The sequence below is a fragment of the Microlunatus sp. YIM B11417 genome, from assembly GCF_059617205.1.
Map to the genome: position 1 here is coordinate 16,323 of NZ_JCAMPJ010000016.1, position 17,759 is coordinate 34,081.

A 17,759-nucleotide genomic window follows, 5' to 3' on the forward strand; every position below is an offset into this window, starting at 1 on the left:
ATCGTGGCGGACGGAGTCGGGTGAGTCGACCGGATAAGTCGCTGGTGCGCCGTGGGATGATGGGCGTTCGGTGCCTCCGTGCACCCGTACCGAACCATCGAACAGCTACAGACTGGAACCTGACCGCGTGACACCCACCCCTGGCCGGACCAGCCCCGACATCATCCGCAATTTCTGCATCATCGCCCACATCGACCACGGCAAGTCGACCCTGGCCGACCGGATGCTGCAGCTGACCGGCGTCGTCGACGACCGGGCGATGCGGGCCCAGTACCTGGACCGGATGGACATCGAGCGCGAGCGCGGCATCACGATCAAGTCGCAGGCGGTCCGGATGCCGTGGACGCCGCGGTCGGGCCCGTTCGCGGGTGCCACCCAGATCCTCAACATGATCGACACCCCGGGTCACGTCGACTTCACCTACGAGGTGTCCCGGTCGCTGGCCGCCTGCGAGGGCGCGCTGCTGCTGGTCGACGCGGCGCAGGGGATCGAGGCGCAGACGCTGGCCAACCTCTACCTGGCGCTCGAGGCGGACCTGCACATCATCCCGGTGCTGAACAAGATCGACCTGCCCAGCGCGCAGCCGGAGAAGTACGCCGAGGAACTGGCCGGGATCATCGGCTGCGACGCCTCCGACGTGCTCAAGGTGTCGGCCAAGACGGGTGACGGCGTGGCCGAACTGCTGGACCAGATCGTCACCCAGGTGCCGGCGCCGACCGGGAACGCGGACGCACCGGCCCGCGCGTTGATCTTCGATTCCGTGTACGACACGTACCGCGGCGTGGTGACCTACGTCCGGGTCGTCGACGGCGAGCTCTCGCACCGGGAACGGGTGCTGATGATGTCGACCAAGGCGACCCACGAGACGCTCGAGGTCGGTGTCATCTCGCCCGAGCCGGTGAAGGCGAAGAGCCTCGGCGTCGGCGAGGTGGGCTATTTGATCACCGGCGTGAAGGAGGTTCGGCAGTCCCGCGTCGGCGACACCGTGACCTCGTCCTCGGCCCCCGCGGCGGAGTCGCTCGGCGGCTACCGGCATCCGAACCCGATGGTGTTCGCCGGGCTGTACCCGATCGACGGCGCCGACTATCCGGAGCTGCGCGAGGCGCTGGACAAGTTGCAGCTCAACGACGCCGCCCTGACCTACGAGCCGGAGACCTCCGGCGCGCTCGGCTTCGGCTTCCGGATCGGCTTCCTGGGCCTGCTCCACATGGAGATCGTCCGGGAGCGGCTGGAGCGTGAGTTCAACCTCGACCTGATCTCCACCGCGCCGAACGTGGTCTATCGGGTCCAGCTCGAGACCGGCGCCGAACACATCGTGACCAACCCGTCGGAGTACCCGACCGACGGCAAGATCTCGGCCGTGTACGAGCCGGTGGTGAAGGCCACCATCCTCAGCCCGGCCGAATACATCGGAACGATCCTGGAGCTGTGCCAGGCCCGGCGGGGCGTCCAGCAGGGCCTGGACTACCTGTCCGAGGACCGGGTGGAGATCCGCTACACGCTGCCGCTGGCCGAGATCGTCTTCGACTTCTTCGACGCCCTGAAGTCGCGCACCAAGGGCTTCGCCAGCCTGGACTACGAGCCGGCCGGCGAGGAGGAGTCCGATCTGGTCAAGGTGGACATCCTGCTGCACGGCGAGCCGGTCGACGCGTTCTCGGCGATCGTGCACAAGGACAAGGCGTATTCGTACGGGGTGATGATGTCCGGCAAGCTCAAGGAGCTGATCCCGCGGCAGCAGTTCGAGGTGCCGATCCAGGCCGCGATCGGGTCGCGGGTGATCGCCAGGGAGACCATCCGAGCCATCCGCAAGGACGTGCTGGCCAAGTGCTACGGCGGCGACATCACCCGGAAGCGGAAGCTGCTGGAGAAGCAGAAGGAAGGCAAGAAGCGGATGAAGATGGTCGGCCGCGTCGAGGTGCCGCAGGAGGCGTTCGTCGCCGCGCTGTCCACCGGCGAGACGACCAAGGTGGAGAAGAAGGCCTGAGTCGGTCCATGATCATCAGCCTGTCCTCGGCGGCCGAGCTGCGCCGGCTCGCTCCCGAGGACCCCTTCCTCCGTTGGGAGATCCCGGACACGCTGACCCGGCCCGGCTACGCGTACGGCGCGGCGATGATCATCCCGCGCGCCACCCAGACCCGCGGCGACGGCAGCGCGGTGTTCGGGCCGCCGGCCGAGGCGGCGGCGCTGCTCGACGAGTTGATCATGACCGGTCGGCTGGACGAGCTGCCGCGCAACATCATCACGATCGAGGAGCGGTGCTACGCCGACGTGGCGGACCGGCTCGAACTCGAGCCGGGTGGCGACTGGCACTGGATGTGGACGGTCGAGGCGCCGCCGGACCAGCCCGGTGAGGACAAGATCATCGAGCTGGGCCGGTGCGACTACCCGGAGCTGACGGCGTTGATCACCGAGCACAACCCGGGCAGCGACGGGGTGCCGGGTCGTGCGCCCGGGCAGACCTGGCTCGGGCTGCGGGACCGGACCGGTGCCCTGATCGCCTGTGGCGTGATCGAGGACAACGTGGCCGGCCGGCCGTTGCTGTCCGGTATCACCGTCGACGGCGCGCACCGCGGCGGCGGGCTGGGCCGGGTGATCACCGCCGCCCTGACCCGGCTCGCCGTACGCCGGCAGGGCGTCTGCACGCTCGGCGTCTACGCGGCCAACACGGTGGCGATCAACCTGTACCAGCGCCTCGGGTTCCGGATCGGCCGGCGCTGGCAGAGCCGCCGGCTGATCGGAACCCGCTGACCGCCGCGGGTCAGCAGGTCACGTCGCGGCGCGGCCAGGTGCCGTCGACCAGGTAGTTCGTGGCGACGTTCGTCGCACACGGGTCGTCGCCGTAGACGTAGACGCCGTGCCCGACCCCGTCGACGCTGACCAGCCGGGCCCGGTCGCCGAACGCCGCGCGGACCTTCAGCCCGCCGAGGTACGGGGTCGCCGGGTCGCGCCGGTTCTGCACGACGAGGACGTTCGACGGGCCTTCGTCGGTGATCGTCACCGGCGGCTCGCTGGGCTCGTGGTGCCAGAAGGCGCACGGGTTGATGTTCGAGCCGGCGGCGCCGTACAACGGGAAGCTCCGGCGGTCCTTCGCCACCTGGCGCTGGTAGGTCGCGACGTCCTCGGGCCAGTCGGAGTCGTTGCAGGTGACCGCGAGGAATGCCGACCAGGTGTTGTCGTACGGGGACAGGCCGTCAGCCTTCTTCGTGATGGGCACGCGGGCCCGGTCCGGGCCCACCTGAGGGAGTTCGGCGAGCTGCCGGCCGACCGCTGCCGCGTCGGAGTCGGCGAGCGACTGCCAGAGCTGGGCGGTCGGGGCGAAGCTCCGCTCCGAGTAGAGCCCGACGAACACGATGAACCGGAACAACGCGCCGTCCACGTCGTCGACCGGCTTCCGGTCGAGCCGTTCCGCCAGGGCCAGGTAGTTCTTCCGGACCGCGGCCGGCGTGCGGCCGAGGCCGTACGCGTCGTGCCGGTCGGCCGCGAACCTCGCGAAGGCGCCGAACGTCTCCTCGGCGCCGAGGCCGAACCGCCGCAGACCCTCGTACCCGAGCTGGGTGTCGCCGACGTTGCTGTCGATGATCATCCGGTCGGTGCGGTCGGGGAACAGCGAGGCGTACGCGGCGCCGAGCGCGGAACCGTAGGAGAGCCCGAAGTAATTGAGCTTCCGCTCGCCGAGCGCCGCCCTGATCGTGTCCAGGTCGCGGGCCGTGTTCGCCGTGGTCAGGTGGCGCAGCCGGCCGTCCTGATCATGCTCGGCGCACTGGTCGGCGATCTTCTTCGCGGCCGCGGCCTGCCGCTCGACGGCCGCGGCGTCCGGCGCGTAGGGCGGGATGTTGCCGCGATACTCCTGGTCGGCGGTGAAGCCGCAGCTGATCGGCGACGAGTGGCCGACGCCGCGCGGATCCATCCCGATCAGGTCGTAACCGTCCAGCACACTCGCCGGTGCGCCGAGGGCGACCAGGTCGGCCGGCTGGGTGAGACCGGATCCGCCGGGTCCGCCCGGGTTGAGCAGCAGGATGCCGCGCCGCTTCGCCGCGTCCGTGCTGGCCAGCCGGGACACCATGACCTCGATCGTGGTGCCGTCCGGCTCGGCGTAGTCCAGCGGCACCGGCACCTTCGCGCACTCCAACTGCGGCGCCTTGGCCGCAACGTCCTCGGGGCAGGCGCCCCAGGTCACCTTCGCCTCCGGTCCGCCGTCGGCGCGGGCCGCGGCGGTCAGCAGGGATCCGGCGAGCCCGGCAGCGACGACCAGCGCGACACAGCGGCGCGCGATCCGTCCTCGATCCATCTCAAGCCTCCTGTCGTGGGACATGACGCGTCCCACTCCAGGGCGTGCCCTCGGGGCACGGTCAAGCCCGCGTGACCGAGGTCACCGGAGCCGGGCCACGGATCAGGCGAGGGCCGCCGCGATCCGGTCCAGCTGATCGGCCGACAACGGTCCGGCGGCGAGCACGCCGGCGTTGTCCCGGGCCTGCGCCACGGTACGGATGCCGGGGATCGGCACGAACGCCTGGCTTCGGGCGAGCAGCCAGCCGAGCGCTCCCTGGGCCGTCCTCGGTGAGGATCGCGCGGACCTTCTCCAAGGCGTCCAACCGGCGGCCCTGGTCGCCGGACCAGTCCCAGCCGTGCCGTACGTCGGTCTCGGCGAACGTGGTCTCCCGGGTCATCTTGCCGGTCAGCAGCCCCATCGCCAGCGGGCCGCGGACGATGCTGGCCAGACCGTTCCGCTCCGCGACGGCCAGCGTGTCCTCGTTGCCGTTGACCAGGCTGAAGGACTGCTGGACCGCCGCGCAGTGCTCGCCCCCGGCGAAGAACGCGGCCCGGTCCGGGTCGTCGGTGCTCCACCCGTAGAACCTGATCTTGCCGTCGGCGACGAGACCTTCGAGTGCGTCCCGGACCTCGCCGGCCCGGTCCAGCGGGTAGTCGCCGATGTGGAACTGGTAGAGGTCGATCACGTCCGTCCGCAGCCGGGCCAGACTGGCGTCGCACTGCTCCCGGATCGACTCCGGGGACGCGTCCCGGCCGATCGCCTCCCGCTTCTCCTCGTCGATCAGGTTGCCGAACTTGGTCGCGATCACCACCTCGTCGCGGCGGCCGTCGAGCGCCCTCGCGACGACCCGTTCGCTGTGGCCGGCGCCGTACACGTTGGCCGTGTCGATCAAGGTGACGCCCGCGTCCAGCGCCGCGTGCAGGGCGGCCACCGACTCGTCGTCGTCGACCTCACCCCAGCCGATCGGATTGCCGTCCCGGCTGGCCGGGCCGCCGATGGCCCAGGCACCGAACCCGATCGCACTGACCTCCGGGCCGTTCCTGCCGAGCCTTCGCGTGATCGTCGATTCAGCCACAGCGCTCCCTCTCCTCGTGTCTGCCGGGACTCCTGGTCCCGCCGCCGACAGTAGGCCGGGTCGCGGCGGCGGGGACTGTCCGTACCGGCTGATAGGACGGGGTGATGGCGATGAGATTCGGGGTGAACCTGCCCAACGGGCACCCGCCGGCCGAACTGGTCCGGTTCGCGGTCGAGGTCGAACAGGCCGGCTGGGACGGCTTCTTCCTCTGGGACCACGTGCAGCTCGACCCGGGCCGGCGAGAGCCGACGTATGACCCGTGGGTGCAGCTCGGCGCGATCGGTGCGCACACCGGACGGTTGCGGCTGGGCACCATGGTCACACCGGTGCCTCGGCGAAGACCGTGGAAGCTGGCCAAGGAGGTCGTCACGCTCGATCACCTGACCGGTGGCCGCGCGGTGCTCGGGGTCGGGCTCGGGGTGCCGCAGGCGACGGAGTACGGGGCGTTCGGCGAGCCGGTCGAGCCGAGGCTGCACGCGGCCCGGTTGGACGAGGCCCTGCCGGTGCTGGACCGGTTGCTCCGCGGCGAACGGGTCGACCACCATGGCGAGCACTACCAGGTGTCGGCCGAGCTGCTGCCGGGCGCGGTGCAGCGGCCACGGCCGCCGATCTGGGTCGCGGCGACGCTGCCTGCCCGCCCCGGAGTACGGCGAGCGGCCCGCTGGGACGGGATCGTCCCGCAGTCGCGGGACACCGGCGCGCTCACCCCGGACGCCCTGGCCGAGCTGGTCGCGGAACTCGACCCGGGACCGGGCTTCGACGTGGTGACACCGCTCGCCGACCACGCCAGAGCCGACGAGCTGGCCGACGCCGGCGCGACCTGGGCGATCGACGGCCCGCGGCACCGGGAGGAGACGTTCGCCGAGACCCGGGCCCGGATCCTGGCCGGCCCTCCGCGGTGATCAGCCGGCCGGTTCCAGCGCCGGCCGGGAGACCGGCAGGCTGACTCTGATGTCCAGCCCGCCGCCCGGTGCCGGCTCGGCCTCCAGCTGTCCACGATGGGCCGTCACGACCGACCGGACGATCGACAGGCCGAGCCCGGAGCCGTTGCGCCCGGCCAGCCGGTCGGCGTCCAGCCTGCGGAACGGTTCGAACAGCTGCGGCACCTGGTGGGCGCGGACCACCGGCCCGGAGTTGATCACCCGCAGCGTGGCCCGGTCGCCGGCGATGCCGGTCTCGACGTCGACCCAGCCGTGCTCGGGCACGTTGTGCCGAATCGCGTTCTGGACCAGGTTGTGCGCCAGCCGCTGCAGCAGCAGCGAGTCGCCGACCGTCGGTGCCGGCCCGGTCGTCGTCCGTACGGTCACGCCCGCCGCGGCGGCCTCGGTCGCGGTGTCGCCGACCGCGTGGTCGACGATCTCGGCCAGGTCGACGGGGCGCGCCTCGAGTGGCTCGTTGTCGATCCCGGCCAGCACCAGCAGCCCGTTGATCAAGGTCTCGTGCCGCGCGTTCACCTGGAGCAGGTCCTCGCCGAGCCGGCGCAGGTCCGGCGATGTCTGCTTGCGGTGCAGGGCGAGTTCGATCATGGCCCGGCTGAGTGCGAGCGGGGTGCGGAGCTCGTGCGAGGCGTTGGCCACGAACCGTTGCTGGCCGGCGAACGAGGCGTCCAGACGCTCCACCATGGTGTCGAACGCGGCGGCCAGATCCTTCACCTCGTCGTCCGGCCCGGACAGGGCGATCCGCTCCCGCAGGCCGTGGTTCGCGGTCGGCGCCGCGGCGATCCGTTCGGCGGCACCGCGGACCCGGTGCAGGGGTGCCAGCACGCGGCCGGCCACCAGCCAGCCGAGCCCGACGGCCAGGCCGCCGATGATCAGCAGCGCGATGCCGCCGAACAGCAGCAAGGATTGGGACGCCGCGTCCTGCAGCCGGGCCGCCTGCTCGGCCATGAAGGTCCGGGCGTCCGCCCCGGACAGGATCCGGCCGTCCGGCGTGTAGACGTACACCTGGCTCTTGGTGGGCAGGCCCGCCTTGTCGGGCAGCGGTTCGGCGCCGCCGGGATTGATCCAGGCGACCTTCTGCCGCAGCAGTTGCCCGGTGAGCTGCTGGTGGAACAGCAGGTAGGTGGTGATCAACAACGTCACGCCGCCGGCCAGGAACAACCCGCCGTAGATCAGGGTCAGCCGGCCTCGCAGCCCGATCGACCGGCGCAGCCTCGGGATCCTCATCGCAGCCGATAGCCGACGCCGGTGATCGTGTCGATCAAGGTCGGTTCGCCGAGTTTGCGGCGCAGCTTGTGGACGGTCAGCCGGACGGAGCCGGTGAACGGGTCGGCGAACTCGTCCCACACCTTCTCCAACAGCTGTTCCGCCGAGACGGTCGCCCCGTCGGCCCGGAGCAGCTCGGCCAGCACCCCGAACTCCTTTCTGGCCAAGGAGATCTGGACGCCGTCCCGGAACACCTCGCGACGGGACGGGTCCAGCTCCAGGTCGCCGCGGCGGAGCACCGGCGGCGCGGCGGGACGGGACCGGCGGCCGAGGGCCTGCACCCGGGCCGCCAGTTCGGCCAGCGCGAACGGCTTGGTCAGGTAGTCGTCGGCGCCGAGGCTCAGCCCGCCGACCCGGTCGGCGACAGCCGCGGAGGCGGTCAGCATCAGCACGCGGGCGGTCGACGGCGATTCGATCAGGTGCCGGCAGACCTCGTCGCCGTGCAGCACCGGAAGATCACGATCGAGCACCACGACGTCGTAGTCGTAGGTGTGGATCCGTTCCACCGCCGCGGCTCCGTCGCCGACGACGTCCACCGCGTGCGGTTCGTCCCGCAGCCATTCGGCGATCGCCTCGGCGAGGATCGGCTCGTCCTCGACCACCAGCACGCGCATGATCGGCATCCCCTTCTCGGTGTTCCTCGGCGATCTTGCGTGACCCTATGTTTCCTTCCTGTTAGCCGGCCATGAATCGGGTAACGGTCGGGAAACGTGGGCCGGGCTTCACTGGGGCGGAATCCGTTCGAGTGAAGGAGAAAGACGATGCTGAAGCGCGGAGCCGGCCCGTTCGCCGGCCTGCTGTTGATCTTGGTCGTGCTGGCCGGTTGTGCCGGTACGGACGGCGGGGGCGTGGCCAGTGCCGGCGGCGGGGAGCCCGGGCCGTCGGCGTCCGGCGCCCCGAGCCAGGACCCGAAGCAGGCGACGATGGCGTACGTCGAATGCCTGCGCGAGCACGGCATGGAGGTCGACGACCCCGGTCCCGACGGCCGGCTCAAGCTGCGCGTCCAGGGCGACCAGGGCACGTCCAAGGCGGCGATGGAGGCCTGCCGCGACCTGGCGCCGCAGATGGACAAGAGTGATCCGAAGTACCAGCAGCGGATGGGCGCCGCGCAGGACTTCGCGAAGTGCATGCGGGAGAACGGCGTCGAGAAGTTCCCGGACCCCGACCCGAACCAGCCCGGCATCCAGATCAACAAGGAGCTCGCCCAGGATCCCGACTTCGAGGCCGCGCAGGAGGCCTGCAAGGACCTGCTCGGCGGGGCGGTGGGCAAGTGACGCGGCGCCGCCGGGGCGGCCGGGTGGCCGCCGTGATCTTCCTCGCCGTGGCTGCCGCGGGCGGCGGGTCGGCGGTCTGGTTCGGCGCGCAGGGGTGGGGCAAGGCGGCGAACCAGAGCCCGCCCGTGCTGCCGCCGGCGACCGCCGAGGTGACCCGGCAGACGCTGACCGCCACCTCGGAGTACGACGGCGAACTCGGCTACGGCGTCGCCGCGGCGACGACGAACCGGCTGACCGGGACGATCACCGGCCTGCCCGACGTCGGCGACGTGATCAAGAGCGGCCGGCCGCTCTACTCCGTCGACGGGGACCCGGTGATCCTGCTGTACGGCGAGCTGCCGGCCTACCGGGCCCTCAAGGAGGGCGACGAGGGGGCCGACGTGGAACAGCTGGAACGCAATCTGGAGGAACTCGGCTACGACGGCTTCACCGTGGACGACGAGTTCACCTGGCGCACCGCCGAGGCGGTCGAGGAGTGGCAGGACGACCTCGGCCTGGCGGAGACCGGGACCGTCGACCTGGGCCGGGTGGCGTTCCTGCCGGAATCCCGCCGGGTCGAGGGCCTGGACGTCGAGCTGAGTGCCGCCGCGACGCCGGGCCAGCCGGTGCTCAGCCACACCTCGACCGCGAAGGCGGTCACGGTGCAGTTGGAGCCGTCCGACCTGGCCGACGTGAAGACCGGGGCCGCGGTCGAGGTCGAGCTCCCGGACGGGAAGCGGGTGCCGGCCGAGATCACCGAGCTGTCGACCGAGGTTCAGGCGGCCTCCGGCCAGCAGGAGGAAGCGTCGACCGCGGTGATCGCGGTCGCCGAACTCTCCGGCGACAAGGCGATCGAGGCGGCCGCCGGGTACGACCAGGCGGCGGTCGACCTGATCGTCACCACCGGTGAACGCGAGGACGTGCTGACCGTCCCGGTGACCGCGTTGCTGGCGCTGGCCGAGGGAGGGTACGGGGTCGAGGTCGTCGCCGGCGGCAGCACCTCCTACGTGAAGGTCGACACCGGGCTGTTCGCCGACGGCCGGGTCGAGGTGTCCGGCGAGGGGATCGACGAGGGCACCGTCGTCGGGATGCCCGAATGATCACCGAGAGCGGGACCGGGTCCGGGTCCGGGTCCGGGTCCGGCATGATCACGGTGAACCGGGCCAGCAAGGCCTACTCGGACGGGGTGGTGGCCCTGGACCGGGCGTCGCTCCGGGTCGACCCCGGCGAACTGGCCGCGGTCGTCGGCCCGTCGGGCTCGGGCAAGTCGACGCTGCTGCACCTGATCGGCACCCTGGACCGGCCGTCGTCCGGCGCGGTGATCATCGACGGGTACGAGGTCGCCGACCTGACCGACCGTCAGCTGTCGGCCTTGCGGGCGTACCGGATCGGGTTCGTGTTCCAGCAGTTCCACCTGGCTGCCGGCGTATCGGCGCTGGACAACGTCGCCGACGGGTTGCTCTACACCCGGACCTCCCGTCGCCAACGCCGCCGGCGGGCCGCTGCGGCTCTCGACCGGGTCGGCCTGTCCGCCCGCGTCGATCACCGGCCGCACGAGCTGTCCGGCGGCGAGCGGCAACGGGTCGCCATCGCCCGGGCCGTGGTGGGGGAGCCGGCCCTGTTGCTGGCCGACGAACCGACCGGCGCGCTGGACTCGGTGTCGTCGGCGGCGGTGATGCGGCTGCTCCGCGAACTGAACGCGGACGGGACCACGGTCGTGATCATCACCCATGATCGAGAACTCGCCGACTCGCTGCCGCGCCAGATCCGGATGCTCGACGGCCGGGTGGTCGAGGATCGGCGAGAGCCGGCGGATGATCATGATCTGCATGCTGATGATCTTGGTGAGGTGGCGTCGTGAGCCGGGCCTTGCGGCCGGGCCGGATGCCGCTCGCCGACGTGATCAGGGTCGGCGCGGTCGGCTTGCGCACCCGGCCGTTGCGGGCCGTGCTTTCCTCGTTGGGGATCGCCATCGGCATCGCCGCGATGGTCGCGGTGATCGGCATCTCGGCCTCGTCCAGGGCCGAGCTGGACCGAACCCTCGACGCACTCGGCACCAACCTGCTGACCGCCGACGCCGGCTCGACGTTCACCGGCGGCGCGGCCACCCTGCCGCTCACCGCCGAGTCCATGATCGGCCGGATCGGGCCGGTCGAGGCGACCTCGGCGACCGGGCTGGTGCCGGACGCGAAGGTGTACCGCAACGACCGGATCCCGGTCGAGCAGTCCGGCGGGATCGCGACCTACGCGGCCCGGACCGATCTCCTCGCGACCACCGGCACCGACCTCGAGGCGGGTTCCTGGCTGAACGCCGCGACCGGCAGCTACCCGGTCACCGTGCTCGGGTCCTACGCGGCCGAGCGGCTCGGGATCACCGCGCCCGGTCCGGAGGTCACGGTGATCATCGGTGGCGTCCGGTTCGTCGTCGCCGGCATCCTGGCACCGTCGGTGCTCGCCCCGGAGCTGGACAGCGCGGCCCTGATCGGCTGGCCGGCCGCCGAGGCCGTGCTCGGTTTCGACGGACACCCGACTCGCGTCTACACCCGGTCGGCCGAGGCTCAGGTGGAACAGGTCGCGGCGGTCCTCGGCGCGACGGCGAATCCGGAGGCGCCGAACGAGGTCGACGTCTCCCGGCCGTCCGACGCGCTGGCGGCCCAGCAGGCGGCCGACCGGGCCTTCACCGGCCTGCTGGTCGGGCTGGGCGCGGTCGCGCTCCTGGTCGGCGGGGTCGGAATCGCCAACACCATGGTGATCTCCGTCCTGGAACGCCGAGCCGAGATCGGCCTGCGCCGCTCGCTCGGCGCGACCCACGGCCAGGTCCGGACCCAGTTCCTGGTCGAGTCCCTGCTGCTGTCCGGCCTCGGCGGCCTGGCCGGAGCGGCGATCGGGGCGGCGGCCACGGTCGGCTATGCGACCTACCAGGCCTGGACCGCCGTCGTCCCCCTCTGGGCCGTCGCCGGCGGTCTAGCCGCCACCCTCCTGGTCGGCTGCATCGCCGGCCTCTATCCCGCCGTCCGGGCCTCCCGCCTGTCCCCGACGGAGGCCCTCGCCGCCCCGTAGCCGGAGGGCACCCTCGAGTGGACACTTCGACCTCGATCTCGGCCGATCTGCCGGTCAAAGTGTCCACTCGATGAGCTTCGGCTCGAGTTATCCACAGATCGAGGGTTGGGGGTGGCGGAGTGGGGCCAGGGGACGGGAGGGTGGGCTGATGGGGGAGGCCAGGTTGACGACGGCTCGGTTGGAGCGGGAGCGGGGGCAGGGGAATCGGGTGCGCTCGCTGCGACGGCTGATCCGCGGGGTGTACCTCGACAGCGGCGGTGAGCCGACACTGCTGGAGCAGTGCGCGGCGGCCGTGCTCGCGGCGCCGCCGGACGCGATCGTGGTCGGGGTCACCGCGTTGTGGCTGCACGGGGCCGAGGTGGGCGAGGCCCTTCCGGTACGGCTCGCGACGGCGACCGCTCTGCGCCACCGGGTGCCCGGACTCCGGCTGGCTCGCGTACACCAGTTGCCGCCGGCCCGGCACCGGGTCGCGCTGCCGGTGCCCGCCTGGGTCGCTGCCTGCGCCGAGCTGTCGATCATCGATGCGGTCGCGGCCGCCGATCGGTTGATCAGGCTGGAGCGAGCGACCGCAGCCGTCCTGATCCAGGCCGCTGCCACGGCGACGGGCCGCGGCTGCCGTACCGCGAACCGGGCCGCGTCCCTGGCCCGCTCGAACGTCGCATCGCTTCGTGAGTCGGAGCTCCGGCTGATGTTGATCATGGCCGGGTTGCCGGAGCCGCGGTGCAACGTGGCGGTCGGCGACGAGCAGCGGCGGATCGCCGAAGTTGATCTCTACTACGACGAGTTCCGGGTCGTGATCGAGTACGAGGGCGAACAGCATCGGACCGACGGCTGGCAGTGGAGCGCGGACATCGAACGGTACGAGGCACTCGTCGCGGCCGGCTATGCCGTGATCCGGGTGACCGCGGCGCGACTGAGGCAGGCCCGGGCTCTGGTCGCGACGATCCATGATCACTTGATCGAGCGAGGCTACCGGGGTCGGCCGCCGCGCTTCGGGAACGAGTGGCAGACCCTGTTCGAGCGCTGGTGATCAGCCGACGCGGAGACCGGCCAGGGCCTCCTTGGCCAGCTGGTTGCGCGGGGCATCGCCGATCGGGACGATGCTGACGAAGCCGCTGTAGCGGTCGGTCCGGCCGTCGTCGATGATCATGATCGTGACGACGTCGCCGTCGACGCTGATGCTGGGGTTGTCGACCCGGATCTCGGCGGAGATGATCCAGCCCTTGCGGCCGTCCAGGGTATACGCCTCGTTGCGCACATCGGTCCGGCTCTCGAAGTCGGAGAACCAGCTCGGGTTGATCACACACTGCATCGAGCTCTCGGCGGCGTCGGCCGGCGACTCGAAGCCGGGCTGGACGGCGAGCTCGCCGACGGCGAACCAGGACTCCCAGCCCGGTTCGGTGATCTGGGACTGGGACGCGACGTCGTAGAACCAGCTCAGTCCGAGCTTCGACCGCGGCGGACCGTAGCCGGCTCCGACGGTCGGGAAGGACAGCCTGCCGCCGTGCACCCGGCCGTCGTCGGGGTGTGCCGCGACCGCGGTCGGATCACCGCTCGGGCAGGAGACCCGTTCCCGCCGGGACGGCGTACCCGACGGCGACGGGCTCGGGGACGGGCTCGGCGACGGAGTGGGAGAGGCGGTCGGCTTCGAGTCGTCCCAGGCGCTCACCGTCGACTCCGGTTGCGGGTCGGTGATCGGCCGCGCCCCGCTGGTGAGGGTACGGGCGATGAGGATCCCGGTGACCGCGAGCACGAGGACCAGCACCACCGCGACGACGACGAGCACGACGCCGCGCCGGGATCCCTGCCGGCCGTCACCGGGCGCGGGCCGCGGGCGGGTCGTGGTCTGGTCGGACCAGGCCCGGCCGTCCCAATAGCGGTACGCGCCGGGCCGGCCACCGGGATCGGGGTACCAGCCAGGCGTCGACATGCCGCAGAGGCTATCCCGCCGGGGTCGCAGCTGGACGGCCCCCTGCCTGGTTGGATGGCAGTCTGCGCAGGCGGGGAACCTCCACCGGGTTGCCGGACTCCGTACCCGTGGAAGGGTCTGTCGCGATGCGGACGGAGGTGGCCGGATGACCGAGGCCGGGAGGATCAGCTGCGATGCGGGACGAGGGCGCCGAGCCGGACGCCGGCCTTCGCGACCCCACGTCCCCGCGTCCAGCGGATCCGCCGCCCGACGCCCGGGACGACGTGGCCCTGTGGCGGGACCTGCGGGCCGGCGACCGGGACGCGTTCCGGGCGATCTTCGTGCGCCACAGCGACGCGGTCTACAACTTCGGGTTCCGCCGGACCGGGTCGTGGGCGGTCGCCGACGACGTGGTCCAGGCGACGTTCACCGCCCTCTGGCGGCGGGTCCAGCACGGCACCGTGGACGACCTCCAGCTGCCGTCGGCGCGGCCGGTGCTGTTCTCGATGGCGCGCAACGAGTGCAGCAATCAGCTCCGCTCGGTCCGCCGGCAGACCGGCCTGGTCGACCGGATCGAGGCTCAGCCGGAACGGAGCGGAACGGACGACACGGACCGCTGGGTGACGGCGGAGGCGACGATGCGTGAGATCAGCCGCGCGCTCCGGGTGCTGCCGCGGAACCAGCGCGAGGTGGTCGAGCTGGTGGCCTGGTCCGAACTGTCGCTGGCCGAGGCGGGCGTCGTGCTCGGGCTGCCGGTCGGCACCGTGAAGTCCCGGCTGAAGCGGGCCCGGGACCGGCTGCACCGGACGCCCCTGGCCGGCCTGTTGTACGGGAGCCCGGAATGAACCTCGAGCTGCCGCCGAACCGGCGGTTGTCGGACAAGCAGGTCCGGATCGACCGGATCCTCGACGAGCCGGCCGGCCAGGAGCGTCCGGTGCGACGCCGCCGGGCCTGGTACGCCCTCGCCGCCGTCATCGCGGTGCTCGCCGGAGCGATAGGCCTCGGCCTGCTGGCCCGCCTGTCCGGGCCCGACGTGGCCGGCGACCCGCCGCCGAGCACCCAGGCCTCGGCCGGCCCGACCCCGGCTCCGTCGCCGAGGCCGTCGGACGGTCCGGAGGAACTGCCGGTCGGCGGCCGGGTCGACCTGGAGTACTTCACGTTCACCCTGCTGGACAGTCGGCAGACCTCGGCCGGCTTCGCCGCCCGGATCCGGACCTGCCTCACCGGAACGCCGCCGAACTACGAGAGCGACGCGATCCCGATCGGCTGGTACGCCTGGCGCGCCGTCACCGAGCGCAACTCCTATCAGGCCAATGTCGAGGACCTCCGGAAGCCGGCGTTCGAGCCGGTCTATCCGAGCGGCACCCGTTACGCCGTCGGCGACTGCGTCACCGGTTGGTTGCCGTTCGAGGCGATCGGCCCGGACGAGCCGGTCACCGTGCTCACGTACAGCAACGACTACGGCGGCGAGGCGCGCTGGCGGATCACCCGCTGATGCACCCTCCTGTGTGAGTTGGATCACACTATGCAACCGTGCGGCCGCCGCCGGACTACTCCCGGGTGACAGAACGAAAACTTCCATCCCGAGGAGGATGACTCGATGCGTATGGTCATGCGGATTGTCGGTGCAGCAGTTGCGGGTGCCGGCCTGATGGCCGCCCTGGCCTTCAACGCCACTGCGGCCCCGAGGTTCGTCACCGGCACGGTGGACGCCAACGGCGGCCTCAACGGCCGGATCGCGCCCAGCACTCACACGGCGAAGAACTATCTCTTCAAGAACGGGTCGAAGATCAGCATCGACTGCCGGACCAAGGGCACCATCGTCGGCGGCAACGCCGAGTGGTACCTGGTCGCCGCCGAGGGTGACGCCAACTGGGTCTCGGCCAAGTACGTCGACCTGACCGGGCCGAAGCCGCGCTGGTGTGGCGACTCGGGCGAGACGATCTCGGTCAAGATCACCAAGGACGTCTACTCCCGGCAGGGCCCGTCCACCGCGGACAAGAAGCGCCGGCTGCAGCATGCCGGCGGCGGGCAGGAAGTGCTCTGCTACGCCTACACGGCGGCCGGCGGCGGCAAGCGCTGGGTGGTCACCCTGGAGGACGGCTGGGTCCCGGCGAGCGCCGTGAAGTCCAGCAAGAAGATCCCCTTCTGCCAGGGGTGATCTGAACTTCCGCCGGTACCTGGGGGAACCGACGGGGCGGGGGGCAAGGAGAACGGTCCGGCATCGATGATCAATCGATGCCGGACCGTTCCACTCCCTGGATCAGATAGCGCTGCAGGAACAGGAAGACCAGCAGGACCGGGACGATCGCGACGACGGCACCGGTGAAGAGTTGCGGGTAGTCGACCCGCTGCGAGGTGAGGAACTGGCTCAAGGCGAGCTGGATCGTCCGGTAGCCGGGGTCCTGGCCGATCAGCAGCGGCCACAGGAAGGCGTTCCACGAGCCGATGAAGATCAAGGTGCCGACCGCCGCACAGATGCCGTACGAGTTCGGCAGCACGATCCGCCAGAACGTCCGCCAGTAACCGGCCCCGTCCAGATAGGCCGCCTCCTCGAGCTCGCGCGGGAAGGACAGGAAGTACTGCCGGAACAGGAACGTGGCCAGGGCCGAGAACATGCCAGGGATGATCAGGCCGCGCAGACTGGAGATCCAGCCCAGGCTGGACACCATGACGAACGTCGGCACGAAGGTCACCGCGGCTGGCACCATCAGGGTGGCCAGGGTGATCGCCAGCAGCACCTTGCTGATCTTGTTGTCGATCGCCAGGCCGTAGCCGGCCAGCGCGGAGATGATCACCGTTGCCACCGTCTGCAGTACTGAGACGACGGCGGAGTTGATCAGGCTGCGGACGATCGGGACGCCGGAGTTGCCCAGCAGCTCGGTCAGGTTGTCCAGCCCGACCGCGTTCGGCAGCCAGTGCCATTGGGCCGCCGTGATCCACGGGCTGGTGGAGAAGGCATTGCGCAGGATCACCCAGAACGGCAGCAGGAACACGGCGGCCAGGATGATCAGCGCGGTGTAGCGGAGGGCGGTCGGCAGCGGACGCGGCTTCACTTCGTACGCTCCCGTCCGACCAGGGACAGGATCCCGAGCTGGGCCAGCCCGAAGATCGCGATCACCACGGTCAAGATCATCGATCCGGCGCTGCCCAGGCCGAGGTCCTGGCTGCCGGAGCCGAACGACACCAGATACAGGTAGACCAGCGGCGGCTTGGCGAACGGGGGATAGCTGCCCACCGAGATCAGCGTGTTGTAGAACTCGTCGAACGCCTGGAACGCGTTGATCAACAGCAGCAGCACGACCGCGATCGAGGTGGCCCGCAGCTGCGGGAACGTGATGTAGCGGAACACCCGCCAGCCCTGCGCACCGTCGATCGCCGCCGCCTCGTACGTGTCGGCCGGGATCCGCTGCAGGCCGGCGATGAACAAGATCATGTAGAAGCCGACCTGCAGCCACAGCCGCAGCGTGACCAGCACCACCCAGTAGAGGTAGTTGCCGCCGCCGAGCCAGTTCACCGGGTCCAGACCCAGCTCGCGGAGGAAGCTGTTGATCATGCCGAACCGGGCGCCGTTGAAGAAGACCAGCCGCCACACCATCGCCGCGATCACGTACGAGCACGCGGTCGGCAGGAAGAACGCCGACCGGAAGAACGCCTTCGCCACGGTGGCCCGGTTGACCAGCAAGGCCAGGCCGAGCGAGATCACGAACGTCGTCGGGACGATGAACAGCGCGAACACGATGAAGGTGCCCAGGCTGGTCTGGAACGCCCGGTCGCCCAGCAGGTAGAGGTAGTTGTCGAAGCCGACGAACTCCGTCGGTGTCACCGTGTTCCGGGCGTCGAACACCGACAGCCAGGCGCTCCAGCCGATCGGCACGATCGTGAAGATCAACAGCCCGGCGAAGAACGGTGCGACGAAGATCAACTGCCACAGGTTGCGGTCGTGCAACCCGCGGATCCGCCGGGACAGTGCCGTGCGAGCCATTCC

At 70.9% G+C, this 17,759-nt stretch carries 18 protein-coding genes; 11 read left to right on the forward strand and 7 right to left on the reverse strand.

What is annotated here, in order from left to right; genetic code table 11:
* Window positions 1-127: 127 nt before the first annotated feature.
* Both lepA and AC6CCG_RS34050 read left to right on the forward strand, forming a co-directional pair.
* Window positions 128-1,984: a translation elongation factor 4 gene (gene lepA / locus AC6CCG_RS34045; RefSeq protein WP_496659309.1), complete on the forward strand. Its 1,857-nt coding sequence runs from the start codon at window positions 128-130 to the stop codon at window positions 1,982-1,984.
* Window positions 1,985-1,992: 8 nt separating this feature from the next.
* Window positions 1,993-2,748, forward strand: a complete 756-nt coding sequence (locus AC6CCG_RS34050; RefSeq protein ID WP_496659310.1) for a GNAT family N-acetyltransferase — start codon at window positions 1,993-1,995, stop codon at window positions 2,746-2,748.
* A gap of 10 nt (window positions 2,749-2,758) precedes the next feature.
* Here the strand turns inward: AC6CCG_RS34050 and AC6CCG_RS34055 are convergent, their stop codons facing one another.
* The gene (locus tag AC6CCG_RS34055; RefSeq protein ID WP_496659311.1) at window positions 2,759-4,288 is read right to left on the reverse strand and encodes an alpha/beta hydrolase; all 1,530 of its coding nucleotides are present in this window, start codon (window positions 4,286-4,288) and stop codon (window positions 2,759-2,761) included.
* Between the two features lie 61 nt (window positions 4,289-4,349).
* A complete protein-coding gene (locus AC6CCG_RS34060) occupies window positions 4,350-5,345 on the reverse strand; it encodes an aldo/keto reductase (protein WP_496659312.1) in 996 nt (331 codons plus the stop codon).
* A gap of 104 nt (window positions 5,346-5,449) precedes the next feature.
* Here AC6CCG_RS34060 and AC6CCG_RS34065 point away from each other — a divergent pair, with 104 nt between their 5' ends.
* Entirely contained in the window at window positions 5,450-6,247 is a 798-nt protein-coding gene (locus tag AC6CCG_RS34065; protein WP_496659313.1) for an LLM class flavin-dependent oxidoreductase, read from the forward strand.
* Here the strand turns inward: AC6CCG_RS34065 and AC6CCG_RS34070 are convergent, their stop codons facing one another.
* The gene (locus AC6CCG_RS34070) at window positions 6,248-7,510 is read right to left on the reverse strand and encodes a sensor histidine kinase (protein WP_496659314.1); all 1,263 of its coding nucleotides are present in this window, start codon (window positions 7,508-7,510) and stop codon (window positions 6,248-6,250) included.
* Window positions 7,507-8,163, reverse strand: coding sequence for a response regulator transcription factor (locus AC6CCG_RS34075; protein WP_496659351.1), 657 nt, complete (start codon window positions 8,161-8,163; stop codon window positions 7,507-7,509). The genes AC6CCG_RS34070 and AC6CCG_RS34075 overlap by 4 nt, the downstream gene beginning before the upstream one ends.
* 147 nt (window positions 8,164-8,310) lie before the next feature.
* Here AC6CCG_RS34075 and AC6CCG_RS34080 point away from each other — a divergent pair, with 147 nt between their 5' ends.
* From AC6CCG_RS34080 to AC6CCG_RS34100, 5 genes are all read left to right on the forward strand, one after another.
* Window positions 8,311-8,823: a hypothetical protein gene (locus tag AC6CCG_RS34080; RefSeq protein WP_496659315.1), complete on the forward strand. Its 513-nt coding sequence runs from the start codon at window positions 8,311-8,313 to the stop codon at window positions 8,821-8,823.
* Window positions 8,820-9,902, forward strand: coding sequence for a peptidoglycan-binding protein (locus AC6CCG_RS34085; protein WP_496659316.1), 1,083 nt, complete (start codon window positions 8,820-8,822; stop codon window positions 9,900-9,902). The genes AC6CCG_RS34080 and AC6CCG_RS34085 overlap by 4 nt, the downstream gene beginning before the upstream one ends.
* Before the next feature lie 44 nt (window positions 9,903-9,946).
* On the forward strand, window positions 9,947-10,663 hold the full coding sequence (locus AC6CCG_RS34090) for an ABC transporter ATP-binding protein (RefSeq protein ID WP_496659352.1): 717 nt from the start codon (window positions 9,947-9,949) through the stop codon (window positions 10,661-10,663).
* Entirely contained in the window at window positions 10,660-11,862 is a 1,203-nt protein-coding gene (locus AC6CCG_RS34095; protein WP_496659317.1) for an ABC transporter permease, read from the forward strand. The genes AC6CCG_RS34090 and AC6CCG_RS34095 overlap by 4 nt, the downstream gene beginning before the upstream one ends.
* A gap of 148 nt (window positions 11,863-12,010) precedes the next feature.
* A complete protein-coding gene (locus AC6CCG_RS34100; protein ID WP_496659318.1) occupies window positions 12,011-12,892 on the forward strand; it encodes a DUF559 domain-containing protein in 882 nt (293 codons plus the stop codon).
* Here AC6CCG_RS34100 and AC6CCG_RS34105 read toward each other — a convergent pair whose 3' ends face one another.
* A complete protein-coding gene (locus AC6CCG_RS34105; protein WP_496659319.1) occupies window positions 12,893-13,792 on the reverse strand; it encodes a DUF2510 domain-containing protein in 900 nt (299 codons plus the stop codon).
* Between the two features lie 173 nt (window positions 13,793-13,965).
* Here AC6CCG_RS34105 and AC6CCG_RS34110 point away from each other — a divergent pair, with 173 nt between their 5' ends.
* From AC6CCG_RS34110 to AC6CCG_RS34120, 3 genes are all read left to right on the forward strand, one after another.
* Window positions 13,966-14,616, forward strand: a complete 651-nt coding sequence (locus AC6CCG_RS34110; RefSeq protein ID WP_496659320.1) for an RNA polymerase sigma factor — start codon at window positions 13,966-13,968, stop codon at window positions 14,614-14,616.
* Window positions 14,613-15,266: a hypothetical protein gene (locus AC6CCG_RS34115; RefSeq protein ID WP_496659321.1), complete on the forward strand. Its 654-nt coding sequence runs from the start codon at window positions 14,613-14,615 to the stop codon at window positions 15,264-15,266. The genes AC6CCG_RS34110 and AC6CCG_RS34115 overlap by 4 nt, the downstream gene beginning before the upstream one ends.
* A gap of 105 nt (window positions 15,267-15,371) precedes the next feature.
* Window positions 15,372-15,932, forward strand: a complete 561-nt coding sequence (locus AC6CCG_RS34120; RefSeq protein WP_496659322.1) for a hypothetical protein — start codon at window positions 15,372-15,374, stop codon at window positions 15,930-15,932.
* Between the two features lie 70 nt (window positions 15,933-16,002).
* Here AC6CCG_RS34120 and AC6CCG_RS34125 read toward each other — a convergent pair whose 3' ends face one another.
* Together AC6CCG_RS34125 and AC6CCG_RS34130 are read right to left on the reverse strand one after the other, a co-directional pair.
* A complete protein-coding gene (locus tag AC6CCG_RS34125) occupies window positions 16,003-16,827 on the reverse strand; it encodes a carbohydrate ABC transporter permease (RefSeq protein ID WP_496659323.1) in 825 nt (274 codons plus the stop codon).
* The gene (locus AC6CCG_RS34130; protein ID WP_496659324.1) at window positions 16,824-17,756 is read right to left on the reverse strand and encodes a carbohydrate ABC transporter permease; all 933 of its coding nucleotides are present in this window, start codon (window positions 17,754-17,756) and stop codon (window positions 16,824-16,826) included. Before AC6CCG_RS34130 ends, AC6CCG_RS34125 begins: the two co-directional genes overlap by 4 nt.
* Window positions 17,757-17,759 lie beyond the last annotated feature (3 nt).